Consider the following 23,837-nt stretch of genomic DNA (forward strand, 5'->3'; position numbering starts at 1 on the left):
GTTTGTCCGGCCGTGCTTGACGCAAACAGGCTTTTGATGTCGATACGGCGCAAAGAGGCCCTGATGAACGCTCTGCCCGCAAATCCAACGGACGAAGGCCATGCCGCGCTGGTCGAACGGCTCGGCGGCCGCTCGATCGTCTTCGTCGGACTGATGGGCGCCGGCAAGACGGCGATCGGCCGCAAGGTGGCTACCATGCTTTCGCTGCCCTTCATGGACAGCGACCAGGAGATCGAGAGCGTCTCGCGCATGACGGTGCCGGAACTGTTCGAGCGCTATGGCGAGCCGGAATTCCGCGCGCTGGAGCAGCGCGTGATCCTGCGCCTGTTGGAGAACGGACCGCAGGTGCTGTCGACTGGCGGCGGCGCCTTCATGAACGCGCACACGCGCGAGGCGATTTCGGCGCATGGCGTGTCGGTCTGGCTGAAGGCCGATCTGGACCTGTTGATGGAGCGCGTCTCCAAGAAGCAGAACCGGCCGCTGCTTAAGAATCCCGATCCGCGCGGCGTGCTGGAGAAGCTGATGGCTGAGCGCTACCCGGTCTACGCCACCGCCGACCTGACCGTGCCGACGCGCGACGACCGCAAGGAGATCATCGCGGGCGAAGTCGTCGGGGCGCTCTGCGCCCATCTTGGTGTCGAGGCGATCGCGACGGGCGCTACAAGCGCCACAACGGACGAGGTGCAGTCGTGAGCCATGCCGAACCGGTGAAGGTCGAGGTCGGGCTGGGCGACCGGGCCTATGACATATTGATCGGCTCGGGGCTGCTTGCGCGCTCCGGCGAGGAGATTGCGCGCCGGCTTCCCGGCACCCGCGCGGCCATCGTCACCGACGAGAACGTCGCCGCCGCGCATCTCGACACGCTGAAGGCGGGATTGGAGAAGGGCGGCATCCAATCCGCCGTCATCACGCTGCCGGCCGGCGAGAAGACCAAGAGCTTCGCCCATCTCGAGGAGGTGGTCGACGGCGTGCTCGCCGCAAAGCTCGAACGTCGCGACGTGGTGATCGCGCTCGGCGGCGGCGTCATCGGCGACCTGGCCGGCTTTGCGTCCGGCATCGTGCGGCGCGGCATGAATTTCGTGCAGATCCCGACCTCGCTCCTGGCGCAGGTCGATTCCTCCGTCGGCGGCAAGACCGGCATCAACAGCCCGCGCGGCAAGAACCTCGTCGGCGTCTTCCACCAGCCCAGGCTGGTGCTCGCCGACACTCAAGTGCTCGACACGCTGCCGATCCGCGAGTTCCGCGCCGGCTATGCCGAGCTCGCCAAATACGGGCTGATCGACCGCCCGGCCTTCTTCGCCTGGCTGGAACAGAACTGGCGTGACGTCTTTGCCGGCGGCGCGGCGCGGGTCGAGGCGATCGCCGAGGCCTGCCGCACCAAGGCCGACGTCGTCGCCCGCGACGAGTTCGAGACCGGCGACCGCGCGCTGCTCAATCTCGGCCACACATTCGGTCATGCGCTGGAAGCCGCCACGCACTATGACGGCGCGCGCCTGGTGCATGGCGAGGGCGTCGCCATCGGCATGGCGCTGGCGCATCGTTTTTCGGCGCGGCTCAACCTGGCGAGTCCGGACGACGCGGAACGCGTCGAAGCGCATCTGCGCGCCGTCGGCCTGCCCTGGCGGATGGCCGATATTCCGGGCGAACTGCCGGATGCCGAGGCGCTGCTCGGCTTCATCACCCAGGACAAGAAGGTCTCGCGCGGTGCGCTGACCTTCATCCTCACACACGGCATCGGCCAGTCGTTCATCGCCAAGGACGTGCCGCCCTCGGAAGTGCTCTCCTTCCTCAAGATGAGCCATCCCGCAGCGCTCAAGCTGAGCCATCCCGAACGGTCCAAGAGGAGCCGTTCCGGATGACCGACGCCGGCTGGATCGTCGCCGCCGTCCTCGCCGTCATCCTGCTTTCGGCGCTTCTGTTCCGCGCCCGCTTGCTTGCCGCTTTTGGCTACGCGCTGCGGCCGATCGAGCCGCCGCAGCGATCCGAGCGCAACGGCAAGGATCATGACAGCGACGATTCCCGTCGCGACGGCGAAGCCGGCCGCGAGGAGCGTAACCGGCTCGAGGGCCTCTTCGACCTCGAAGAGCTCGAAGTGTCGGATATCATGGTCCATCGCACCAATATGCGCTCGGTCAATGCCGACAATGCGCCGGAGGCGGTGGTGCGCGAGATCCTCACGAGTCCGCACACCCGCATGCCGCTGTGGAAGGGTTCGCTCGACAACATCGTCGGCGTGCTGCACGCGAAAGACCTGCTGAGGGCCCTCAACGAGGTCGGCAACGACTTTTCACAGATCGACGTCATGAAGATCGCGGCGAAGCCCTGGTTCGTGCCGGACACCACCACCTTGCAGGAACAGCTCAACGCCTTCCTGCGGCGCAAGACGCATTTCGCCATCGTCGTCGACGAGTATGGCGAGGTCGAAGGGCTGGTGACGCTGGAAGACATCATCGAGGAGATCGTCGGCGAGATCGCCGACGAGCACGATGTCGACATGCAGGGCGTCAAGAAAGAAGCCGATGGTTCGGTCGTCGTCGACGGCACCGTGCCGATCCGCGACTTGAACCGCGCGCTCGACTGGGACCTGCCTGACGAGGAAGCCACGACGATCGCCGGCCTCGTCATCCATGAGACGCAGTCGATCCCCGAGGAAAAGCAGGCTTTCACCTTTCACGGCAAGCGTTTCGTCGTCATGAAGCGCGACAAGAACCGCATTTCGAGGCTGAGGATCAGGCCCGCCAGCGAAAGCTAGGTGTGTCGATATTCAGGTGATGCCGGCCTGCGAATGGCAGCTTCCTGCGCTTCCGGTGCTCACGTACTTTCAGTACGCTCCGCTCCGGTTCTCGGAAGCCACCATTCTCGGCTCGGCCTGACCTGAATCTCAACACACCTAGAGCGTTTCACCGTTTCACGGAAACGGCGAACCGCTCTATCTCTTTGTTTTTGAAGCAATTCCGGACGGAAAACCGCTCACACTTTTCCTGGAATTGCTCTAGGCGGAGCGGCTTGCGATCTCACAATTCCTTCGTCCAGCGCTCGCTGAGCGTCGCGCCGGTCCCGGCGTCGATTGCCGCCAGGCTGACCTCGTAGCCCCAAAGGTTGCGGATATGGCGCAGGGTTGCGTCGCGGCTCTGGCCCTCGAGCATGATGCCATCCTTGACCTTGTGCTGCAGCCGCAGATGCCGGTCCCCAAGCAAGTCAACGTCGACCACCTGGATGTCGGGGCGGCTGGCACCGATATCGTAGCTTTGCGCCAGCGCCGACCTTATCCTGGCGTAGCCGCGCTCATTGTGGATCGAGGCCACCTCGTAATGCGGCTCGTCGGCGCCGTCGGCCAGCATGAATAGCCGCCATTTGCGGATCAGCGCCGGGCTCAGATACTGGCGGATGAAGGACTCGTCGCGGTGGTTGGCCCAGGCGTCGAGCAAGGTGTCGCGCCAGTCGCCGCGGCCGGCGATGTCCGGGAACCAGTCGCGGTCCTCGGCGGTGGGCGCGGTCGAGATGCGCTGGATATCCTGCATCATGTCGAGGCCCAGCGCATAGGGATTGATGCCGGAGTAGCGCGGATCGTCATAGGTCGGCTGGAAGACCACGTTCGAGTGGTTGCGCAGGATCTCGAGCATGGCGCCTTCGCTGATGCGGCCACGATCGAACAGCGTGTTCATGATCGTGTAGTGAACGAAGGTGGCGCAGCCCTCGTTCATCACCTGGGTTTGCCGCTGCGGGTAGAAATATTGCGCGATGACGCGCACGATCCTGACGATCTCGCGCTGCCAGGGCTCGAGGACGAGGCTGTTCTTCTCCAGGAAATAGAGCAGGTTCTCCTCCGGCAGCTTGAGCGATTTCTTCCGCTCGGCAAGGATTTCGTCCCCCGCTTCCGGCTTGGTCTTTCCCTGCGAGGGCGGCAGCGTTCGCCACAGATCGCTGAAGGAGCGCTCCTCGTATTCGAGGCGCTCGCGCAGCCCCTCGCGCTGCTGCTCGGACGACAGTTTCGGCGGCCGATGGTAGCGAAACACGCCCTGCTCCATCAGCGCGTGGGCCGAATCCAGGATCGCTTCCACGGCCGCGAGGCCATGCCGTTCCTCGCATCGGGCGATGTAGCCCTTGGCAAAATCCAGATAGCTCAGAATGCCGCCGGCATCGGTCCATTGCCGGAAGAGATGATTGTTCTTGAAGAAATGGTTGTGGCCGAGCGCGGCATGCGCGGTCACCAGGGCCTGCAGGGCCATCGTGTTCTCTTCCATCAGATAGACGATGCAGGGGTTGGAGTTGATGACCAGCTCATAGGCCAGGCCGCGCGCGCCCTTGCGGTAGAGAAACTCGTCGTAGAGGAAACGCTTGCCGAAAGACCAATGCCGGTACATCAGCGGCATGCCGACCGAGGAATAGGCGTCGAGCATCTGCTCGGAAGAGATCACCTCCATCTGCACAGGATAGATGTCTAGGCCCAACTCCTCGGTCCCGAGCGCCTCGATCTCGTCATAGACGCGAGACAGCTTTGCAAAATTCCAGTCCGAGCCGGAAAACAGCAGTTCGGATTTGCGCGCCTGGCTGACCATTGCCGAAACCCCTCAAGCGCTCTTGCGCAGAGCGGGCTGCCGGGCGAAGAGCTCGCGGAAGACCGGGTAAATATCGGCCGGCGCGGCAATGCGCCTCATCTGGAAGTTCGGCCATTTGCCGTCGACGGCGTTGTAGGCGCGCCAGAGCGACGTGCCGTTCTCGGTCGAGCCGAAGATATGGCTTTCCCGCTCGTCGATGATCTCCACATAGGCGAAATACTGGCAAAGCCGCATGAGCTTACGGTCAAGCAGTTCTATGCAGCGCTCGGAGTCGGTGGCGAAGTTGTCACCGTCGGAGGCCTGGGCGGCGTAGATGTTCCATTCGGCGGCCGGATAGCGTTCCTGGATGATGCGATGCATTTCCTCGAGCGCGGTGGAGACGACCGTGCCACCACTTTCGGTGTGATAGAAGAATGTCTGCTCGTCCACCTCCTTGGCCTGGTGGGTGTGGCGAATGAAGACGACCTCGATGCGTTCATAGCGGCGCGTCAGGAAGAGATGCAGCAGCACGAAGAAGCGTTTGGCCAGATCCTTCTCGCGCTCTCCCATCGAACCCGAGACATCCATCAGGCAGAACATGACCGCGTTCGCATTGGGCACGGGCTGGGGATCGAAGCGGTTGAAACGGATGTCGACCGGATCGACATAGGCAATCCGCCTGCGTCGACGCTCGATCCGCTCAAGCTCTTCGCGCAGCGCCGTGATGCGTTCGCGCACAGCGGCGCTTGTCTGCTTCGCTTCCAACTCGGCGATCTGCCGGGCGATTTCGTCCACCTCTGCCTGCTTGGGACGCCTCAGCGCGATGCGCCGCCCGTGGCTGTTGCGCATCGTGCGTCCGACATTGATGTTGGTCGGCGCTCCGCTTGCAGCGAAGCCTGCCCGCCTCGGCTTGAAGCTCAGTATCTGCTTGAGGTTGAGCTTGACCAGATCCGGCAGTTCGAGGTCCTCGAAGAAAAGGTCGAGCACTTCCTCGCGCGACAGCACGAAGCGGAAGTCGTCTTCGGATTCCGTGGTCCCCGGAGCCGATCCGTAACCGCCGCCGCCGCCAGGCTTGTCGATAAGATCGCCAGGGCTGAACGTCCTGTTGCCGGGCAGGACGTGCTGGCGCCGGCCGCTTTGCCTGTCGTCGCCGAAGCTCGGTTCGTCCGTGCCCTTGCGCGGCATCGGCACGGCGTGTTCGCGGTCGAGATCGGCGATGCCGCCGGTACGGACCTTGTCGCGGATGCTGCGCTTGAGATCCTCGCGGGCACGCCTGAGGAAGCGCTGGCGATTGCCAAGGCTCTTGTCTTTCGGGTTCAGACGGCGGTCGATGAAGATCGGCATGGCACCGTTCGGGCGTCCCTCAACCCGCCTTGTTCACGCGCATGTACCAGTCGACCAATCGGCGCACCTGCCGCTGGGTATAGCCGCGCTCCACCATGCGCTGCACGAATTCATTGTGCCGCTTCTCCGTGACGCTGTCCTGCTTGGAGCCGAAGCTGATCACCGGCAACAGGTCCTCGACCTGGCCGAACATGCGCTTCTCGATAACCTCGCGAAGCTTTTCATAACTCGTCCAGGAAGGATTGCGGCCATGGTTGCGCGCCCGGGCGCGCAAGGTGAATTTGACCACTTCGTTGCGGAAGTCCTTGGGGTTGGCGATGCCGGCCGGCTTTTCGACCTGCGACAACTCCTTCTCCAGAACCTCGCGGTTGAGGATCTGGCCGGTGTCGGGGTCCTTGTAGTCCTGATCCTCGATCCAGGCATCGGCATAAGCGATGTAGCGGTCGAAGAGGTTCTGGCCGTACTCGCTGTAGGATTCCAGATAGGCCTTCTGGATCTCGTGGCCGATGAACTCGGCATAGCGGCTAGCGAGTTCCGACTTGATGAACTCGAGATAGGCGGCCTCCGTTTCCTTCGGGAATTGCTCGCGCTTGATCGCCTCTTCGAGGATGTACATCAGGTGCACGGGATCGGCAGCCACCTCCTTGGTGTCGTAGTTGAAGGTCTGCGACAGGATCTTGAACGCGAAACGCGTGCTGACGCCGGTCATGCCCTCGTCGACGCCGGCGGCATCGCGATATTCCTGGACCGACTTCGCCTTCGGGTCGATCTCCTTGAGGTTCTCGCCGTCATAGGCGCGCATCTTGGTGTAGAGCGGCGAGTTCTCGTGCTCGGCAAGACGGGTCGAGACGGTGAAGCGGCTGAGGATGTCCAGCACCTCGGGCGCGCAAGGACTGTTCGCCAGCTCGCTTTCGCGCAGCAGCTTCTCGTAGATTTGCCGCTCCTCGGTGATGCGCAGACAATAGGGAACCTTGACCACGAGGATGCGGTCGAGGAAGGCCTCATTGTTCTTGTTGTTCTTGAACTGCTGCCATTCCGATTCGTTGGAATGGGCGACGACGATGCCCTGATAGGGGAAGGCGCCGAAATTCTCGGTGCCGTTGTAGCTGCCTTCCTGGGTCGCGGTCAGCAACGGATGCAGGACCTTGATCGGCGCCTTGAACATCTCGACGAATTCGAGCAGGCCTTGCGTGGTCCGGTTGAGGCCGCCGCTGTAGGAATAGGCGTCCGGGTCGGACTGGCTGAAATGCTCCAACTGCCTGATGTCGACCTTGCCGACCAGGGCAGAGACGTCCTGGTTGTTCTCGTCCCCGGGCTCGGTCTTGGCGATGGAGATCTGGCGCAGCCGTGACGGCATCAGCTTGACGACGCTGAATTTGGAGATGTCTCCGGACAGTTCGTCGAGGCGTTTGGCTGCCCAGGGCGAGATCAGTCCGTTCAGGCGGCGGCGGGCGATGCCGTATTTATCCTCCAGCAGATCGCCCATCCGGTCGGGATGGAAGAGGCCGAGCGGCGATTCGAAGATCGGGCTGATCTGGTTGCCGACCTTGAGCGTGTAGATGGGCCGCTCCTCCATCAGCTTCTTCAGCCGTTCGGCGAGCGAGGATTTGCCGCCGCCGACCGGGCCTAAGAGATAGAGGATCTGCTTGCGCTCCTCGAGGCCTTGCGAGGCGTAGCGGAAATATCCGGCGATGCGCTCGATCGTATCCTCCATTCCGTAGAAGTCGGAAAAGGAAGGATAGATCTTGATGGTGCGGTTGGAGAAAATGCGGCCGAGCCGCTCGTCCTTGCTGGTATCGACCAGATTCGGCTCGCCGATCGCCTCGACCATGCGTTCGGGCGCCGAGGCGTACATGGATTTGTCCTCGCGGCATGCCAGCAGATATTGCTGGAGGCTGATCTCTTCCTGGGCCGCGTTGGAATAGATCTCCGAAAACAGATCGAAGACGTCGGATTGGTTCTCGCGCATGATGCTTTGCCTCGGAGCCGATAGGCTGCCAATCGGCTCATCGCTTCATCAACCGCCGGAAAGCATTGTGGTTCCCTTCACTTGAAGGAAGTGTGCACAATGCACTCCGGTATTGGCCTTCGGGCCACCCCGATTCGGCCGTAAATGCTCGCCTATGAACATACGTGGTGATTGCCAGCGGACGGTCAAGGAGCGGATTTGGTTTCGCACCGAAAGTTGTCATTTTTGCTTCCTAAAGGAGACGCTTGGCGAGCACCCGTGCCCGCCGGGACACAGCCTGGCCGGAGATGGCGATGATTAATCGACGCAGTTTCATCGTGGCAACCCTGGCGGCGCTGTTGCCGGCGGGGGCGTCAGCCGCCGAGCGTCCGGGCCAGCCGGAACCGCAAACCCTCGATTACGGCCCGGCCAAGCTCGACATCTACGCGCCGGCCGGCGCGAAAAACCTGCCGGTGGTGTTCTTCGTCCATGGCGGCGCCTGGCGGTTCGGCAAGCGGAGCCAGGTCGGCTCAAAGCCGGACTTCCTGCTTGCCAATGGCTTCGTGTTCGTCTCGATCGACTATCGAATGTTGCCGGAAGCGGACGTCGCTACCCAGGCCGGCGATGTCGAAAAGGCCTACGCCTATGTGCGCGCCAACATCGCCCGGCATGGCGGCGATCCGGACCGCATCGTCGGGATGGGCCATTCGGCCGGCTGCCATCTGGTTGCGCTGACCGGCATGCGCGGAGGGTTGCCGGGTGTCGCCGCGCTGATCCTGGACGACACCAGGGCCTATGATCTTGCCGCGCTTTCGAGAAATGGCGGCATGGTGCGCGCCTATGCGCGTGTCTTCTCCGACCCGAAACAATGGGCGGCGCTGTCGCCGTCGAGCTATGTCGACGGCAAAAAACATCCGCCAACCTTCATCGCCTATTCGCGCGCGCCAGGGCGAAGCGAAGAGTCAAAGGCTTTCGCGGAACGCCTGCGCGCCACCGGCACCAAGGTCACGCTGTTCGACGGAAGCGCCTATACGCATATGTCGATCAATGGCGATTTCGGCGAGGAAGGTGACGCGCTCACCGCCGCGGCGTTGGCGTTCCTGAAGGCGACGGTGGCCTGACTACCAGCGCGTCTTCTCGCCGGGTGCCGCCGGCTCGATCGCCAGCGCGTGCACGCCTGCCTTCAGTTCGTCGGCAAGCAGTTCGTTGACGGCGCGGTGGCGGTCGATGCGGCTCATGCCGGCAAAACTCGGCGAGACAATGCGGACGCGGAAATGCGTCTCGCCCGTGCCGTCGAACGTCGCATGATGGCCGGACTCGACATGGTGATGGCCTGCATGAAGGTTGCTTTCGTTGATGACGGCGAGCCGTTCGGGCGAAAATGCCGCTTTCAGCTTGTCTTCCATCTTGGCCTGTATGGACATCCGGGCTTCCCTTCACCACATTTACGGCACAGCCGCAAAATCTTGAATTTCGACCGCTTTTAAGCCGCGATTCAGCGGTTAGAGCGATCATCGGCGAAATGTCAATTCTTGTTTCGCATATGCGAACAGCCCATAAATGGGTGAGATGAAAGCGTATCCCAAATATTTCGAAAAGATCCGGATCCGGCCGGAGAAGGACGCCGAGCTGAAGTCGCGCGCGCCGGTCTGCCAGTGGGACGGCTGCAACGAGGCCGGCACGCACCGGGCGCCGGTCGGACGGCTCAAGGAGGGCGAGTATTTCCGCTTCTGCTTCGACCATGTGCGCGAATACAACAAGGGCTTCAACTACTTCTCCGGCGTGTCGGACAGCGAGATCGCACGCTTCCAGAAGGAGGCGCTGACCGGCCACAGGCCGACCTGGCGCATGGGCGCCAATGGCGGCGGGACGCGCTCGGCGCCGGATTTCGCGCAGCAACGCTCGGGGCGCGCCGGCTACTACAACCGCATGCGCGACCCGTTCAACCTGTTCGGCTCAGGGGCGCGCGAGCCGCGCGAGCGCAAGGCAAAGCCGCTTGAGGCCAAGGCGCTGGAAACGCTTGGCCTTGACACAAAGGCGACTGGTCAGGACATCAAGGCGCGTTATAAGGAACTGGTTAAGCGTCACCATCCGGATGCGAATGGCGGCGACAGAGGTTCGGAAGACCGGTTCCGCGATGTGCTGCAGGCCTATCGCGTGCTCAAGCAAGCAGGATTGTGCTGAGCGGCCCCACGGTCCCAAGTCGTTTTCCAACTTTCATAAGGTTGGAAAAGGCTCTAAGACCGCCCCCGGACAAAATCGATTGCCGGCGAAACGCGGCGTTTCGCCCGTGGAGACGTTGATAGAGATGAACAAGGTCGATCGCGACATCGCCAACCTGCCCGACACGACGGTGTCGGTGAAGGAGAAATTCGGTTTCGACTCCAAGATGATCGTTCCCGCCTATTCGGCGGCGACCGAGCATGTCCCGGACATCGACCCGGATTATCTGTTCGACAAGGCGACGACATTGGCGATCCTCGCCGGCTTTGCCTACAACCGCCGCGTGATGGTGTCGGGTTATCACGGCACCGGCAAGTCGACGCATATCGAGCAGGTCGCGGCGCGGCTCAACTGGCCCTGCGTGCGCGTCAACCTCGACAGCCATGTCAGCCGTATCGACCTCGTCGGCAAGGACGCCATCGTCGTCAAGGAAGGCCTGCAGGTCACCGAATTCCGCGACGGCATCCTGCCCTGGGCCTATCAGCATAATGTGGCGCTGTGCTTCGACGAGTATGACGCCGGCCGGCCGGACGTGATGTTCGTCATCCAGCGCGTGCTGGAATCGTCGGGACGGCTCACGCTGCTCGACCAGAGCCGTGTCATCCGCCCGCATCCGGCCTTCCGGCTGTTCGCCACCGCCAACACGGTCGGTCTCGGCGACACCACCGGCCTCTATCACGGCACGCAGCAGATCAACCAGGCCCAGATGGACCGCTGGTCGATCGTCACCACGCTCAACTACCTGCCGCACGACAATGAGGTGAACATCGTGCTGGCCAAGGCCAAGCACTATCGCGACAACAAGGGCAGGGACATCGTCAACAAGATGGTGCGCGTCGCCGACATGACGCGCTCGGCCTTCATCAATGGCGACCTGTCGACCGTGATGAGCCCGCGTACCGTCATCACCTGGGCCGAAAACGCCGAGATCTTCGGCGACATCGGCATGGCGTTTCGGCTGACCTTCCTCAACAAGTGCGACGAACTGGAGCGTTCGGTGGTGGCTGAGTTCTACCAGCGCGCCTTTGGCGAGGATCTGCCGGAGAGCGCCGCCAACGTGGTGCTGGGCTAGGCGCGCAGCTGAAAGGCCTCCGGCCTTTCAGCATGAAAACGCGCAGGGAATGATCAATGGCGGGTCCGGGCGACAACACGCGCAACAAGCCGAAGAACGGGTCTGAAGCGGACAGCTTCAAGCGCGCCGTCACCGTGTGCATGCGCGCCGTCGCCGGCGACAAGGATCTCGAGGTCGGCTTCGCCAAGGACCGGCCGGCGCTGGCCGGAAATCGGGCGCGCCTGCCTGAACTGCCCAAGAAAGCGTCGCGCAACGACATCGCGATCACGCGCGGCCTAGGCGACTCAATGGCTCTGAAGCGGGCCTGCCACGATCAGCGCATCCACAATAAGCTGGCGCCGGAAGGCAAGCTCGCGCGATCCATCTTCGATGCCGTCGAGCAGGCCCGCGTCGAGGCGATCGGCAGCCGCGCCATGCAGGGCGTGGCCGACAATATCGGCTCGATGCTCGAGGACAAATACGCCAAGGCGAATCTCGTCGACGTCAGGGACAAGGCTGACGCGCCGCTCGAGGAAGCGATCGCGCTGATCGTGCGCGAAAAACTCACCGGACGCGCAGTGCCGAAGAGCGGCGAGCGGCTGGTCGATCTCTGGCGTCCCTGGGTCGAGGAAAAGGCCCGCGGCGACCTCGAAGGCCTCTCGGCCAAGCTTGAGGACCAGCAGGCCTTTGCCCGCGTCGTGCGCGACATGCTGGTTTCCATGGAGATGGCCGAGGAACTCGGCGACGACCAGGAAACTGAAGATTCGGAAGAAAACGAAGAGAACGAGCAGCAGGGCGAGGAACAGAGCGAGGAAGGCGGCGAGGAGGATTCAGGCTCCGAGCAGTCGCAGTCGGAAGATGCCGAAGCCTCCGCCGACGAGGAAGAGTCGGCCGAGACGGAAGCGACGGACGCCACCTCCGACGACCTCTCCGAAGAGGACGATTCCGACGCCGAGACGCCCGGCGAGGCCAAGCGCAACGACAACCTGTTCCTCAACCTGCCGAAAGAGATCGACTACAAGGTCTTCACCACCGCCTTCGACGAGACGGTGGGCGCCGAGGATCTTTGCGAGGAAGAGGAGCTCGACCGGCTGCGCGCCTTCCTCGACAAGCAGCTCGCCAACCTGTCCGGCGTCGTCGGGCGATTGGCCAACCGGCTGCAGCGCCGGCTGATGGCGCAGCAGAACCGCTCCTGGGATTTCGACCTGGAGGAAGGCTATCTCGATCCGGCCCGCCTGGTGCGTGTCGTCATCGATCCGATGCAGCCGCTGTCCTTCAAGCAGGAGCGCGACACCAAGTTCCGTGACACCGTCGTGTCCCTCGTGCTCGACAATTCGGGCTCGATGCGCGGCCGGCCAATCACCGTCGCTGCGACCTGCGCCGACATCCTGGCGCGCACGCTGGAGCGCTGCGGCGTTTCGGTCGAGATCCTCGGCTTCACCACCCGCGCCTGGAAAGGCGGGCAGGCGCGCGAGAAATGGCTGAAGGACGGCAAGCCGCCCAATCCCGGCCGGCTCAACGACCTGCGCCACATCATCTACAAGTCCGCCGACCACCCATGGCGGCGCGCGCGGCGCAATCTCGGGCTGATGATGCGCGAGGGTCTGCTCAAGGAAAACATCGACGGCGAGGCGCTGCTTTGGGCGCATAACCGGCTGATCGGCCGGCCCGAGCAGCGCAAGATCCTGATGATGATCTCGGACGGCGCGCCGGTCGACGATTCGACGCTCTCGGTCAATCCGGGCAACTATCTGGAGCGGCATCTGCGGGCAGTCATCGAGCTGATCGAGACGCGTTCGCCGGTCGAGCTTTTGGCCATCGGCATCGGCCACGACGTCACCCGCTACTACCGCCGCGCCGTCACCATCGTCGACGCCGAGGAACTGGCCGGGGCCATGACCGAGCAGCTCGCCTCGCTGTTTGGCGAGGAAAGCGCGCGCGACACCCGCCGCGGCGGGCTGCGGCGCGTCGGATGATCTTTTCGGGGCGGCGCGCGCGGCGGACGCTCTTCGCCTGCGTGCTGACCTGCGCTTTGCCGGCCATTGCCGCCCAAAGAGCTTCCGTCGAGACCGTCGAAATTTCAGCGCGGCCGATCACCCAGTTCCATACCGGCCATGACGAGACGCGGTTCGGGCCGTTCGAATTCGTCGGCGGGCTGGAGATGACCTCGCCGGCGCGCGATTTCGGCGCGCTGTCGGCGTTTCGTTTCTTGAAGCCGGGCAGCGACTTCATCGGGGTCGCCGACACCGGCTTCTGGTTCTTCGGCACGATCGCGCATGACGCCGGCAAGCGCCCCTCGGGTGTCAAGAATTTCCGCATGCAGCAGATGGTTGACGTCTCGGGCCGGCCGATCCACAGGAAATGGGAGGTCGACGCGGAGGGGCTCGCTGTCAAGGACGGCATCGCCACCGTCGGCTTCGAGCGCGACCAGCGCGTCGCCCAGTTCAAGATCGATCCCGACAATATGAAAGCGCCGGTCCGGCAGCTCGGCTATCTGGTTCCTGCGAGGGAACTGCGCCAGAACCGCGGCTTCGAGACCGTCACCCACGCCAACCCTTACGGGCAGCACGCGGGCGGGCTGGTCGTGGTCTCGGAAAGGAGCCTCGACAATGCGGGCAACGTCTATGCCGCCATTATCGAAGGGCCGCACAAGGGCGTCTTCACCATCAAGCGGAACGGCGATTTCGACATCACCGACGGCGCCTTCCTGCCGGATGGCGACCTGCTGCTTCTGGAGCGCAGCTTCTCGATCGCGCGCGGGGTGAAGATGCGGCTGCGGCGCATCTATGGCGAGAGCGTCGAGAAGGGCGCGGTCGCCGACGGGCCGGTACTGATGGAGGCCGACATGGGCTACCAGATCGACAATATGGAAGGGCTCGACGTCTGGACACGCGACGACGGCGCGCTGATGGTGTCGCTGGTATCCGACGACAACCATTCGATCCTGCAGCGCAATCTCTATCTGGAATTCATCCTGCACCAGGACTGAGCCGGCATGGAGCCCGGCTTTGCCAGCGCCGCGAGGTTACCGGCCGACGTGACGGACCTCGTTCATCAGGAAATTGGCCGCGCGCTTGCTGCGGTTGCGGATCTTGAGCGTCGCGGTGTTGTCGACGAAATAGGTGTGAAGGATGCTGTCGCGGGTGCGGACTTCGGGTCCGACGATGTCGACCGCGTGCCAGGTGTCGGTGCCGACCGCAAAGGCGTAGCCCGTGTTGGGCGAAAACGACATCCGGTGTGAATTCTCGAAACCGCCGCCGCCCGGCTTGCGCTGGGCGAAGCGCGTGCCGATGTGGTTGATGCTTTCGTCCTCCGGCAGGTAGAACTGTACCGTGATGCCCTTCCATTTCGTGTCGGTGTGGAAATTGATCTTGTAGCCCGGCACGTCGCGCGTCAGCATCGGCACCGGATACATGCCGACCTTCATGAAGTCCGAGCCGAACCGGCGCTCCAGGCCGGGGGCAAGGCGGCGCATGAATGCCTCCTTCAGTTCCGGCGCATGCAACGCCTTGCCGACAAGGGCCCAGACGGCTCGTTTCTCAGCCGGCAGATGGCGGATATATTCGGGGTAGAGGTCGATCTTGACCCGCGTCGCGGTCCCGTCGGCCTTGATGTTCACATTGTTGCGGCCCTTGAGCGCGCGATATTCGCGCGCCTCGGGCATGGCTGCGCGCATGCGCAGGTAAAGATCCGCCGGGAAGACATCGGTCATTTCCAGGTGCCAGAACGGCATTTCCACAAACCTGGCGCGGTTCACGGCCTCCACCATGTGGGAGACAACATGCTGCAGCGTTTGTGTGGCTGATGCTGGCGCCGCCGCGCCGTCTATAACCGACATGGATGTTCTTTCCCCAACTGGAACCCCGAATCCAAATTCCCTGCTCACATATATCGCTGCTCGGGCGAAATGCTAACCAAAGCACAGGCTGGATTGCAATGATCCACCGGACTGATCTTAGTCGCGGTTTGCCGCCTCACAAAGTGAAGATGGTTCAGCACAAGAGTAGTGCGGTGCAAAGCGTGATGCCGACGATGCTGATATGGCTCCAGGCCGATATTCAACGAACCTTATAGATCTCGATCGGCTTGCCCGCGGTCGAGGGCTCCAGCTCGAGCCAATCCGGCACGTCGTCTCGCAGCAGTGCCGCGGCAAGGCCCTTGGGTGCGTCCAAGCCCAGCGATATCTCTTCCGTGTTGCCGCGACAGATCGCGATCAATCCCACTCGCTCGCGCTGGATGACGGCGCGGGCTGCTTCCGGCGTTCCCATGAAAGCGTCGAGCATGGCGAGATTGCCGGCGACATTGCGGTGGTAGGGGCCGGCCAGCGCCCGGTGGCCGGTGAACATCAATATCCCCGAGCCGAGATTGGACGAGGCAAGCACCGTCGTCGCCGGCAAGGCGGCCAGATCGCGGAAGTCGTCCGGCTTGCCGCAGGTCACGGCATGATCGGGATCGGAATTGATCTGCTGCGGCGCCTTCTGGACCACGGATTGCGCCGCCACCGCTACCCCGGCCCAGGTCGCATTGAGCGAGACCAGCCACGCCATGACAATGCCGGTGGAAAGGCGCCATGAGGGCGCGGCGCTCGCCTTGAGGCGGATTTTCGCGATCCAGGCCGAGAGCGGCAGCACGGCGAAGGCGACGGAGAAGGTCGAGCCGCGCACCTGCCAGAGGCTGACGCCGAAGGCGACGAAAAGCAGGATGGCGGCAAGCATCTCGTCGCGGCGCAGGCGACGGCTTCGCAGCTGAAAGCCGATCAGCAGCATGGCGATGATGGGCGTCACGTAGCGCGCCGCCATCAGCTTCGGCTGGTGGATGGCAACGCTCCAGAAGGGCTGCGCTTCGACCACGTCGGCCAGCCAATAGGTGCGGATGCGTTCGTCCATGCCCGCGTAGGGCGATGCCAGGCATTGCGGGAAGAACACGATCGCCACGGCCGCGACTACCGCCGCGAGCGCCAGCATCGAGACAAGCCTGGCCCGCGCCGTCGACGCGGTCAACGCGCTGGCGGTCGCCAGGCCGAAACCGGAAAGCGCGGCAACCGCGAACTGGAAGGACGAGAAGGCGTCGCACTGGGCGACGTCCCAGTCGGCCGGCCGGATGGTCGCCACGAAGACCAGGAAGGCGACGCCGGCAAATCCAAGGCCGAAGCCGCGCGCTGGGAGGCGCTCCTTGTCGTCGAGGACGAACAGGACCGCGGCGCAGACGCCGAGCGTCGCCACATAGGGAGCAGTCTCCATGCCGACAGCGAGCGTCAGGCCGGCGCAAATGCCTGACAGAAGGGCTGCAACTCGCCAGGAGGGCGCTTCCATCAGAAGCCAGAGGCTGGCCGCCGTCAGCAGCAGCTGGAGATTGTGGTGATCGATCACGCCCGGGCTGTAGATCACCAGATAGAACAGCGCGGCCGTCGACAGGATGAGCGACGGCATCGCGACGTTGGCGCCGGCGAAGCGCCGCGAGGCGCGCATGAGCACGAATATGGTCAGTCCATAGAGCGCGGTCGGCCAGATGATCTGCGCGGCGCGTTCGGCGGTGGCGGTGCTGGCGCCGAGCGCATCGAGGGCCATGATAAGCAATGCGAGCGGCGCATCCACCAGCCGCGACCAGTGCATGACGAAGCCGCCGGCCGTGCCCATCCTGTATTGATGAAGATCGAACCAGCCCTGGCCGGCGAGCAGGTCGCGGACCTCGACCAGCCGCAGCATGCTGTCATTGTCCGCGCCATAATCGCGAAGGGTCTGGAAACCGGAGACCGCGTTGATCGTCAGCACCACCAGCGTGGCGCACAACGCGAGCAGGAGATCATTTTTCCAACCGGTGCCTGGCACGGTCATGCTGGTCGCGATGCCCTGGAAAGTTTTCGCGATCCTGCATCATCGGCCGTAACAAAGCGTAAAGCCGCCGTGCCGATCCTGTGGCTCAAGGCTCCCTGGCTGCAATCCAGATCACGTGGCGGGCGCCGCGCTTGCCGTGGGCGCGCGTGTTGACTTCCTCGACGGCGAAGCCTGCCTGCTTCAGCCGCCGGGTGAAGCCGCTGTCCGGTCCCTGCGACCAGACTGCCAGCACACCGCCTGGCTTCAGCGCGGCGCGCGCGGCGGCCAGCCCAGCCGCGTCATAAAGTGAGTCATTGCCCTTGTAGACGATGCCCTCGGGACCATTGTCGACGTCGAGCAGGATGGCGTCCCAAACGGCTTTCTGCGCCCTTATCAGCTGACCGACATCAGCCTCGCGAATGCTGACGCGAGGATCGTCGAGGCAACCATCAAAGATCTTCGCCATCGGGCCACGCGCCCAGCCAACGACCGCGGGGACAAGCTCGGCGACGGTGACGGCGGCTTCGCTACCGAGGGCGGCGAGGGCGGCGCGCAAGGTGAAGCCCATGCCCAGCCCGCCGATGAGGATCCCCGGCTGCTTGCGGCTAGCGATCCGCTCGCAGGAAAGCCTGGCGAGCGCCTCCTCCGAGCCGCTGAGGCGACTGTTCATCAGCTCGTTGGTACCGAGCATGATCGAAAATTCAGTGCCGCGCTGCTTCAGGCGCAGTTCTTGGCCGCCATCGGGCGTGCGGGCGGAATCAAGCTGGACCCAGGGGATCATGCTTTTCCTTTTCGTTCGGGCATGATCTTTTCCAAAAACCGGGCCCCACTTTTTGGGATCATGCTCTCTCCTTCTGTTTGGAGCATGATCTTTTCCAAAAACCGGATCCCACTTTTTGGGATCATGCTCCGACAGCGACCGCCGGCTGGCTCCAGCGGGCGGCGAGCAGCCGGTAGGGGATCAGCGCCACGACAGCGATGATCAGCTTGACCGAAAGGTCGCCAAGCGCCCAGGAGACCCAGCGCATCGTCTCGACCGGCAGCACGCCCATCAGCGGCGCGGCCTCCAGCGCGAAGCTGTCGTTGGGGCCGGCAAAGGCGAAGGCGGCGGAAAAGGCGACGCCGAAGAAGACGATCGTGTCGAACACCGAGCCGACCAGCGTGCCGACGATCGGCGCGCGCCACCAGCTCTGCCGGCGCAGCCGGTTGAACACGGTGACGTCGAGCAATTGCGCGGTGAGGAAGGCGGCACCGGAAGCGGCCGCGATGCGCACCAGCCGGTCGGCGGCGGTCTCGAACTCGATCAGGCCATGACGGAAGAGGAAGGGCGGGACCAGGATCGAGCAGGTCACCGCGGCCATAAAGCCGACGAACACCACCTGGCGCGCCACGGCCGGGCCGTAGCGGCGGTTGGCAAGGTCGGTGACCAGGAAGGAGAAAGGATAGGTGAAGGCGCCCCAGGTCAGCAGGTCGGCGAGCGACAGGCCGCCGACCTGGCCCTGCATCGGGAACTGCACAAGGATGTTCGACGCCACAACGACAAGCGCCATGGCGGCCACGAAGGGCAGGTATCGCATCAGGAAATTCATTTTTTTATCCTGGGTAATGGAACCAGCCGAGCGTCGTGCCGACGCTCGCTCTTATTCGGACAACGGATATGGCCGGTGCCCGAGGCGGTCGTCCCTCGCCCGAAAGCTGCTTTAAGCGGCGGACTGCTCGGCAAGCTTCTTGGCGATCTGCTTCTTCAGCAGACGAGCGCGCTGCGACAATTCCTTGACGTCGGCCTTGACCAGGAAGGCGTCGAGGCCGCCGCGATGCTCGACCGAACGCAGCGCGTTGGCCGAAATGCGCAGCCGAACGTTCTGGTTCAGCGCTTCGGAAATCAGCGTCACATTGACCAGGTTCGGCAGGAAGCGACGCTTGGTCTTGTTGTTGGCGTGGCTCACATTGTTGCCGGTCTGAACTGCCTTGGCAGTGAGTTCGCAGGTGCGGGACATCTTGACTAACCTTCAGTTTCTAAACCTGCCAAACCATTCTGCCCGCGCCAGGCGGCGCGCGGTCTCGGTCAGGCGGCCTTTGGAAAAGTTGGCGTTCCATAGTGGCATTTCACCACTGCGTCAAGCTCCGGCACGTGGCCTGCGGTGCGGCGCGCTCCATATAAAGGCCGGATTTCGTATTATAAGCCCTTCGCGAAGGGATATGCCAGGCTGGAGCCTTAGCGTTTCGGCCGAACTGCCAGGGATTCGCCAGCCGCCATGCTCCGTCCTGCTCATGCACTTGCCAGCCTGCTTGCCCTTGCCGTGCCGGCAACCGGTTTCGCCGCCCCCTCGCCGCAATCCTTCAAGGGCGAATACACGGTCTCGTTTCTCGGGCTTTCGATCGCCAGGGCGACTTTCTCCAGCCGCTACGAGGGCAATACCTACGCCATCGACGGCACCGTCTCGGCCGCCGGGCTCGGCAGGCTGTTCGACGACACCAAAGGCACGATTTCGTCGAAAGGCACCATTTCCGACAAGCGTATGACGCCGCAGGTGTTCAGGGCCGATTATACGTCCGGCAAGAAGGCCTCGATGGTCGACATCCGCTTCAGCAACGGGTCGGTCACCTCCACGCAAGTCGTTCCCGCGCCGGGCAAGCGCGATCCGAAGAGCTGGGTGCCGATCGGCGACGGAGACCTGAAATCGGTGCTCGATCCGATGGCCGCGACGGTCATCCATGCCGACAGTCTGGACAAGGTCTGCGGACGCACGGTCAAGTTCTACGATGGCGAAATGCGCGCCGACTTGAGCTTGACCTATGCCTCCAAGGGCTCGATCTCGGTGCCGGGCTACAAGGGCGACACGGTGACCTGCAAGATGGGCTTCGAGCCGGTGGCAGGCTACCGCAAGGGCCGCAAGGCGCTGAACTTCCTCCAGAACAGGAGCCGCATGCTGGTGACGTTTGCGCCGGTTGGCCAATCCGGCGTATATGCGCCGATCCGCGCCACGGTCGGCACCCAGATCGGTCCGTTGACCATCAGCGCTAGACGGTTCGAAGCGGTAAATTAGGTCAGGCGCCGCCACGCGCCGGCGGGGGAGATATGGGGCGCGCAACACTGATCGGTTTTTCGGCGGTCGCCATGTGGGCGCTGCTGGCGTTGCTCACCGACGCTTCCGGGCAGGTGCCGCCCTTCCTGCTGTCGGCCATCACCTTCGCCATCGGCACATGCGTCGGGCTGGCGGCGCGTCTGGTGATGCCGGCCGCCGACAGAAACCAGAAGATTCCGCCACAGGTCTGGGTGATCGGCATAGCTGGGCTGTTCGGCTACCATTTCTTCTACTTCACGGCGCTGCGCAACGCGCCAGCGGTCGAGGCAAGCCTCATCGCCTATCTGTGGCCGTTGCTGATCGTGCTGGGTTCCGCGCTGATGCCGGGCGAGCGGCTGGCCTGGAACCATGTCGTCGGCGCGCTGCTCGGCCTTGCCGGGACCTTCCTGATCGTCACCAAGGGCGGCGGGCTGGCCTTCGACGCGCGCTATGCCTTCGGCTACGCGATGGCCGCCGTCTGTGCGCTTTTGTGGTCGTCCTACTCGCTCTTGTCGCGGCGCTTCCCCTCGGTGCCGACCTCCATCGTCACCTGGTTCTGCGCGGCGACGTCGGTGCTTTCGCTGGCCTGTCATCTTCTGCTTGAGAAAACGGTGCTGCCGGAGGGTCCTGGACAGTGGCTGGCCGTCATCGGGCTCGGCCTGATGCCGGTTGGCGCGGCGTTTTACGCCTGGGATATTGGCGTCAAGCGCGGCAACATCCAGGTGCTGGGCGCCGCGAGCTATGCGGCGCCGCTTCTGTCGACGCTGGTGCTGATCGCTGCCGGCGTCGCCGAGCCGTCGCTGCGCATCCTCGCGGCCTGCGTGCTCATCACCGGGGGTGCTGCGCTGGCCGCGAAGTCTCTGCTGATGCGCAAGCCGACGGCCAAAGAGGTGAACGCATGATGCCGTTTCCCGGCGGCATCGAGGCCAATGCCAACGCGACGCTTCTGTTCTCGTTCGCCGCGGCGGTGATCTACGCCTTTGCGCTCGACATGCCGCCGAAATGGACGCGCACGGCGGCAAAGACGCTTGCCGTCGCCTTGCTGGCCGTGCTTGCCGCCATGCAGGGCGGTCCGCTGCTGCTTGTCGCGGCGCTGGGCTTGAGCGCCATCGGCGACGCCTTCCTGTCGCGCGACGGCGAAAAGACCTTTCTCGGCGGGCTGGCGAGCTTCCTCGCCGGCCACGTCGCCTATGTCGCCCTGTTCGCGCGGTCAGGCGGCGGACTCGGCCTTTTGAACGCCGAATCCTGGCGGGGTGCGATCGCGCTCGCCATGGCCGCATTCAGCATCGTCATGCTTGCCGCGCTCTGGTGCCGCGTCGGTCCGCAACTGCGCATTCCGATCGCCGTCTATGTCGCGGCGATCCTCGCCATGGGCATTTCGGCGCTCACCACCGGCAGCGCATGGGTCATCGCCGGCGCGGTGCTGTTCATCGCCTCGGACGGGTTGCTGGCGACCGAGCGCTTCCTGCTCGCGGCGATCTCGCCGCAGCGCCTTTGGATGCGCTACGCGGTCTGGGTGCTGTATTATGCGGCCCAGCTGGCCATCACGCTGGGATTTCTAATCAGCTAGAGCGTTTCACTGTTTTTCGGAAACAGTGAAACGCTCCAGCTCTTTGTTTTGTCGCAATTCCGGACGGAAAACCGCTCACACTTTTCCTGGAATTGCTCTAGCCGATCCTCGGCTGCCAGCCCGGCTCAGCCAGCTCGAAAGCGGCGAAGTCGAAGCCCGGCGCCACGGTGCAGCCGACCAGCGTCCACTCGCCAAGGCTGCGCGCCGACTGCCACCAGCCGGCCGGTACGACGAGCTGCGGCCGCTCGCCCGCGGCAAGGGCCGTGCCCAGAACCTGCTCGATGACCACGCCTGCGCCTTCCTCATGCATCGACAGCGCCAGCGGCGCACCGGCATAGTAATGCCAGACCTCGGCCGCGTCCTTCACCCGGTGCCATGCCGAAAGCTGGCCTTGCTCGAGCAGGAAGTAGATCGCGGTCGAATGACCGCGCGGGCCGCCCGCGGCGTCGCGAAACGTCTCGGCATACCAGCCGCCCTCGGGGTGCGGCTCGAGGCCAAGCGTTGCAATGATCTCGGCGGCGCTTTTCATCGATATTCAGAAATTATCCTTGCGCTTGCGGATCTCGGCAAACACCTCGGCGTCACCGGCTTTCTCCATGCCGAGATGCTTGCGGATCGCCGGGTCGTGCCAGCGCAGGAACGGGTTGGTCGACAGTTCCTCGCCGATGGTCGTTGGCAGCGTCGGCTTGTTGTCGGCGCGCAGCGCCTCGATCCTGGCCGCGCGCTGCCTCAGAAGCGGGTTGCCCGGATCGACCGTTACCGCGAAGCGGGCGTTGGCCAGAGTGTATTCGTGGCCGCAATAGATGGCGGTTTCCGCCGGCAGCGCCGCCAGCTTCTTCAGCGATTCATACATCACCGGCGGCTTGCATTCGAACAGGCGGCCGCAACCCAGCGCGAACAAAGTGTCGGCGGTGAACGCCACCTTCGAGGCCGGCAGGTGGTAGGAGACATGGCCGGCGGTGTGGCCGGGCGTCTCGATGACCTCGATCCGTTCATCGCCAAGGCGCACGACCGAGCCTTGGCTGACCGTCTCATCGATGCCGGGGATCTTTGCCTTTTCGGCTTCCGGGCCGACGACGCGCAATTTGAAGCGCTCCTTCAGCGCCAGATTGGCTTCGACATGGTCGGCATGATGGTGCGTGGTGAGAATCAATGTCGGCGTCCAGCCGGTGCGCTTGATCGCCGCCAGGATCGGCGCTTCTTCCGGCGCGTCGATGATCGCCGTCTCGCCGCTTTTCGGATCGTGGACCAGCACGCCGAAATTGTCGGTGCGGCACATGAACTGCTCGATTTCGACCGCCATCGGCATCTTTCTCCGTTATCGCCGCAGACATAGGGCGACCGGCCGCCGATGTCATCCGGGTTTATCGAACTTGGCGCGTTTATCGAATTTGGCGCCTTTGTTGAACTTGGCATTTATCGCGGCTACCGTCCCGCGCATGCATTCGGACATCGTCGACCTGCGCTCCTTCTACTCGTCCACGCTCGGCCGCCTAGCCGAGCATTCGATCACCATGGCGCTGTCGTCCATTTGGACGACCGTGCCCAACGAGCGGCTGGTCGGCCTCGGCTATACACTGCCGTGGCTGGAACGCTTCGGCACCGATGCCGAGCGCGTCTTCGCTTTCATGCCAGCGACGCAGGGGGCGGTGGTGTGGCCGGCGATCGGGCCGGCGGCGACGGCGCTGGTGTTCGACGAGGAATTGCCGCTGGTCGATTCCTGCATCGATCGCGTTCTGATGGTGCATTCGCTCGAACACGCCGAAAACCCGCGCGAGACGCTGAACGAGATCTGGCGCGTGCTGTCGCCGGCGGGCAGAGTTGTCATCGTCGTGCCCAACCGGCGCGGTGTGTGGGCGCGCTTCGAGCACACGCCCTTCGGCAACGGCCGGCCGTTCTCGCGCGGCCAGCTGACCGAGTTGCTGCGCGAGGCGAACTTCACCCCGGCGACGTGGAGCGATGCGCTGTTCTTTCCGCCGTCGCCACGGCGTTTCATGATGCGGTTCCACAATGTGCTGGAGCGGGCCGGCCATCGGTTCTGGCCGATCTTTTCCGGCGTCATCGTCGTCGAGGCGCAGAAACGGCTCTACCAAGGGGTGCCGGTCGCCCAGCGCGCCTCACGCCGCGTCTTCGTGCCGGTCTTCTCGCCACAGGGCGCTACGAGGCTCGGACGCAAGGCGACGGACGCCACCGCCCGACAGGTGACGCGTTCGTGATCGGGACCGCGCCTTGCATCGCGCGGCGATCGTTACCCTATCTGAGGCATGCTCGATCTGAGCATGCTC

The 23,837-nt window shown here is 63.8% G+C and carries 23 protein-coding genes; 12 read left to right on the plus strand and 11 right to left on the minus strand.

Features of this window, described 5'->3' with window-relative positions; all coding sequences use genetic code 11:
- Positions 1 to 63: 63 nt before the first annotated feature.
- The 3 genes from EN852_RS21780 to EN852_RS21790 are packed head-to-tail and all read left to right on the plus strand — an operon-like array spanning position 64 to position 2,752.
- A complete protein-coding gene (locus EN852_RS21780) occupies positions 64 to 693 on the plus strand; it encodes a shikimate kinase (protein ID WP_127876929.1) in 630 nt (209 codons plus the stop codon).
- Complete coding sequence (gene aroB, locus EN852_RS21785) at positions 690 to 1,859, plus strand: 3-dehydroquinate synthase (RefSeq protein WP_127876931.1); 1,170 nt, start codon at positions 690 to 692, stop codon at positions 1,857 to 1,859. Before EN852_RS21780 ends, aroB begins: the two co-directional genes overlap by 4 nt.
- A complete protein-coding gene (locus EN852_RS21790) occupies positions 1,856 to 2,752 on the plus strand; it encodes a transporter associated domain-containing protein (RefSeq protein WP_127865734.1) in 897 nt (298 codons plus the stop codon). Before aroB ends, EN852_RS21790 begins: the two co-directional genes overlap by 4 nt.
- 262 nt (positions 2,753 to 3,014) lie before the next feature.
- Here the strand turns inward: EN852_RS21790 and EN852_RS21795 are convergent, their stop codons facing one another.
- The 3 genes from EN852_RS21795 to EN852_RS21805 are packed head-to-tail and all read right to left on the minus strand — an operon-like array spanning position 3,015 to position 7,851.
- On the minus strand, positions 3,015 to 4,559 hold the full coding sequence (locus EN852_RS21795) for a SpoVR family protein (RefSeq protein WP_127876933.1): 1,545 nt from the start codon (positions 4,557 to 4,559) through the stop codon (positions 3,015 to 3,017).
- 12 nt (positions 4,560 to 4,571) lie between these two features.
- A complete protein-coding gene (locus EN852_RS21800) occupies positions 4,572 to 5,882 on the minus strand; it encodes a YeaH/YhbH family protein (RefSeq protein WP_127876934.1) in 1,311 nt (436 codons plus the stop codon).
- A gap of 19 nt (positions 5,883 to 5,901) precedes the next feature.
- Positions 5,902 to 7,851, minus strand: coding sequence for a PrkA family serine protein kinase (locus EN852_RS21805; RefSeq protein WP_127865737.1), 1,950 nt, complete (start codon positions 7,849 to 7,851; stop codon positions 5,902 to 5,904).
- A 293-nt stretch (positions 7,852 to 8,144) separates the two neighbouring features.
- Here EN852_RS21805 and EN852_RS21810 point away from each other — a divergent pair, with 293 nt between their 5' ends.
- Positions 8,145 to 8,951 carry an alpha/beta hydrolase gene (locus EN852_RS21810; RefSeq protein ID WP_127876936.1) on the plus strand — a complete coding sequence of 269 codons (807 nt, stop codon included), beginning with the start codon at positions 8,145 to 8,147 and terminating at the stop codon, positions 8,949 to 8,951.
- Here the strand turns inward: EN852_RS21810 and EN852_RS21815 are convergent, their stop codons facing one another.
- Positions 8,952 to 9,254, minus strand: a complete 303-nt coding sequence (locus EN852_RS21815) for a BolA family protein (RefSeq protein WP_127876938.1) — start codon at positions 9,252 to 9,254, stop codon at positions 8,952 to 8,954.
- A 136-nt stretch (positions 9,255 to 9,390) separates the two neighbouring features.
- Here EN852_RS21815 and EN852_RS21820 point away from each other — a divergent pair, with 136 nt between their 5' ends.
- The 4 genes from EN852_RS21820 to EN852_RS21835 all read left to right on the plus strand — a co-directional run bounded on the left by EN852_RS21820 (position 9,391) and on the right by EN852_RS21835 (position 14,093).
- On the plus strand, positions 9,391 to 10,014 hold the full coding sequence (locus EN852_RS21820) for a J domain-containing protein (RefSeq protein WP_042643766.1): 624 nt from the start codon (positions 9,391 to 9,393) through the stop codon (positions 10,012 to 10,014).
- A gap of 124 nt (positions 10,015 to 10,138) precedes the next feature.
- Entirely contained in the window at positions 10,139 to 11,125 is a 987-nt protein-coding gene (gene cobS / locus EN852_RS21825; protein ID WP_095816850.1) for a cobaltochelatase subunit CobS, read from the plus strand.
- A gap of 56 nt (positions 11,126 to 11,181) precedes the next feature.
- The gene (gene cobT / locus EN852_RS21830; protein WP_127876940.1) at positions 11,182 to 13,080 is read left to right on the plus strand and encodes a cobaltochelatase subunit CobT; all 1,899 of its coding nucleotides are present in this window, start codon (positions 11,182 to 11,184) and stop codon (positions 13,078 to 13,080) included.
- The gene (locus EN852_RS21835) at positions 13,077 to 14,093 is read left to right on the plus strand and encodes an esterase-like activity of phytase family protein (protein WP_127876942.1); all 1,017 of its coding nucleotides are present in this window, start codon (positions 13,077 to 13,079) and stop codon (positions 14,091 to 14,093) included. The genes cobT and EN852_RS21835 overlap by 4 nt, the downstream gene beginning before the upstream one ends.
- Before the next feature lie 36 nt (positions 14,094 to 14,129).
- Here the strand turns inward: EN852_RS21835 and EN852_RS21840 are convergent, their stop codons facing one another.
- The 5 genes from EN852_RS21840 to rpmB all read right to left on the minus strand — a co-directional run bounded on the left by EN852_RS21840 (position 14,130) and on the right by rpmB (position 18,914).
- Positions 14,130 to 14,942 (minus strand): hypothetical protein, encoded by an 813-nt coding sequence (locus EN852_RS21840; protein ID WP_127876944.1) that lies wholly within the window; start codon positions 14,940 to 14,942, stop codon positions 14,130 to 14,132.
- A 220-nt stretch (positions 14,943 to 15,162) separates the two neighbouring features.
- Positions 15,163 to 16,938, minus strand: a complete 1,776-nt coding sequence (locus tag EN852_RS21845) for a GtrA family protein (protein WP_127876946.1) — start codon at positions 16,936 to 16,938, stop codon at positions 15,163 to 15,165.
- Between the two features lie 85 nt (positions 16,939 to 17,023).
- Positions 17,024 to 17,698, minus strand: coding sequence for a hypothetical protein (locus EN852_RS21850; RefSeq protein WP_127876948.1), 675 nt, complete (start codon positions 17,696 to 17,698; stop codon positions 17,024 to 17,026).
- 121 nt (positions 17,699 to 17,819) lie between these two features.
- Positions 17,820 to 18,506 carry a queuosine precursor transporter gene (locus EN852_RS21855; protein ID WP_127876950.1) on the minus strand — a complete coding sequence of 229 codons (687 nt, stop codon included), beginning with the start codon at positions 18,504 to 18,506 and terminating at the stop codon, positions 17,820 to 17,822.
- Positions 18,507 to 18,617: 111 nt separating this feature from the next.
- Positions 18,618 to 18,914: a 50S ribosomal protein L28 gene (gene rpmB / locus EN852_RS21860; RefSeq protein WP_040989302.1), complete on the minus strand. Its 297-nt coding sequence runs from the start codon at positions 18,912 to 18,914 to the stop codon at positions 18,618 to 18,620.
- Between the two features lie 258 nt (positions 18,915 to 19,172).
- On the opposite strand from rpmB, the gene EN852_RS21865 reads away from it, so the two are divergent.
- From EN852_RS21865 to EN852_RS21875, 3 genes are read left to right on the plus strand one after another with little or no spacing between them, the layout of a single operon-like run.
- The gene (locus EN852_RS21865) at positions 19,173 to 19,964 is read left to right on the plus strand and encodes a DUF3108 domain-containing protein (RefSeq protein WP_127876952.1); all 792 of its coding nucleotides are present in this window, start codon (positions 19,173 to 19,175) and stop codon (positions 19,962 to 19,964) included.
- 32 nt (positions 19,965 to 19,996) lie between these two features.
- On the plus strand, positions 19,997 to 20,884 hold the full coding sequence (locus EN852_RS21870; RefSeq protein WP_127876954.1) for an EamA family transporter: 888 nt from the start codon (positions 19,997 to 19,999) through the stop codon (positions 20,882 to 20,884).
- On the plus strand, positions 20,881 to 21,552 hold the full coding sequence (locus EN852_RS21875) for a lysoplasmalogenase family protein (protein ID WP_127876956.1): 672 nt from the start codon (positions 20,881 to 20,883) through the stop codon (positions 21,550 to 21,552). Before EN852_RS21870 ends, EN852_RS21875 begins: the two co-directional genes overlap by 4 nt.
- Before the next feature lie 97 nt (positions 21,553 to 21,649).
- Here EN852_RS21875 and EN852_RS21880 read toward each other — a convergent pair whose 3' ends face one another.
- A complete protein-coding gene (locus EN852_RS21880) occupies positions 21,650 to 22,081 on the minus strand; it encodes a cupin domain-containing protein (protein WP_127876958.1) in 432 nt (143 codons plus the stop codon).
- Between the two features lie 6 nt (positions 22,082 to 22,087).
- The gene (gene gloB / locus EN852_RS21885; RefSeq protein ID WP_127876960.1) at positions 22,088 to 22,855 is read right to left on the minus strand and encodes a hydroxyacylglutathione hydrolase; all 768 of its coding nucleotides are present in this window, start codon (positions 22,853 to 22,855) and stop codon (positions 22,088 to 22,090) included.
- A gap of 136 nt (positions 22,856 to 22,991) precedes the next feature.
- On the opposite strand from gloB, the gene EN852_RS21890 reads away from it, so the two are divergent.
- On the plus strand, positions 22,992 to 23,768 hold the full coding sequence (locus tag EN852_RS21890; protein WP_127877102.1) for a methyltransferase domain-containing protein: 777 nt from the start codon (positions 22,992 to 22,994) through the stop codon (positions 23,766 to 23,768).
- Positions 23,769 to 23,837: the final 69 nt, after the last annotated feature.

This window comes from Mesorhizobium sp. M2E.F.Ca.ET.209.01.1.1 (genome assembly GCF_004010375.2).
GTDB lineage: Bacteria > Pseudomonadota > Alphaproteobacteria > Rhizobiales > Rhizobiaceae > Mesorhizobium.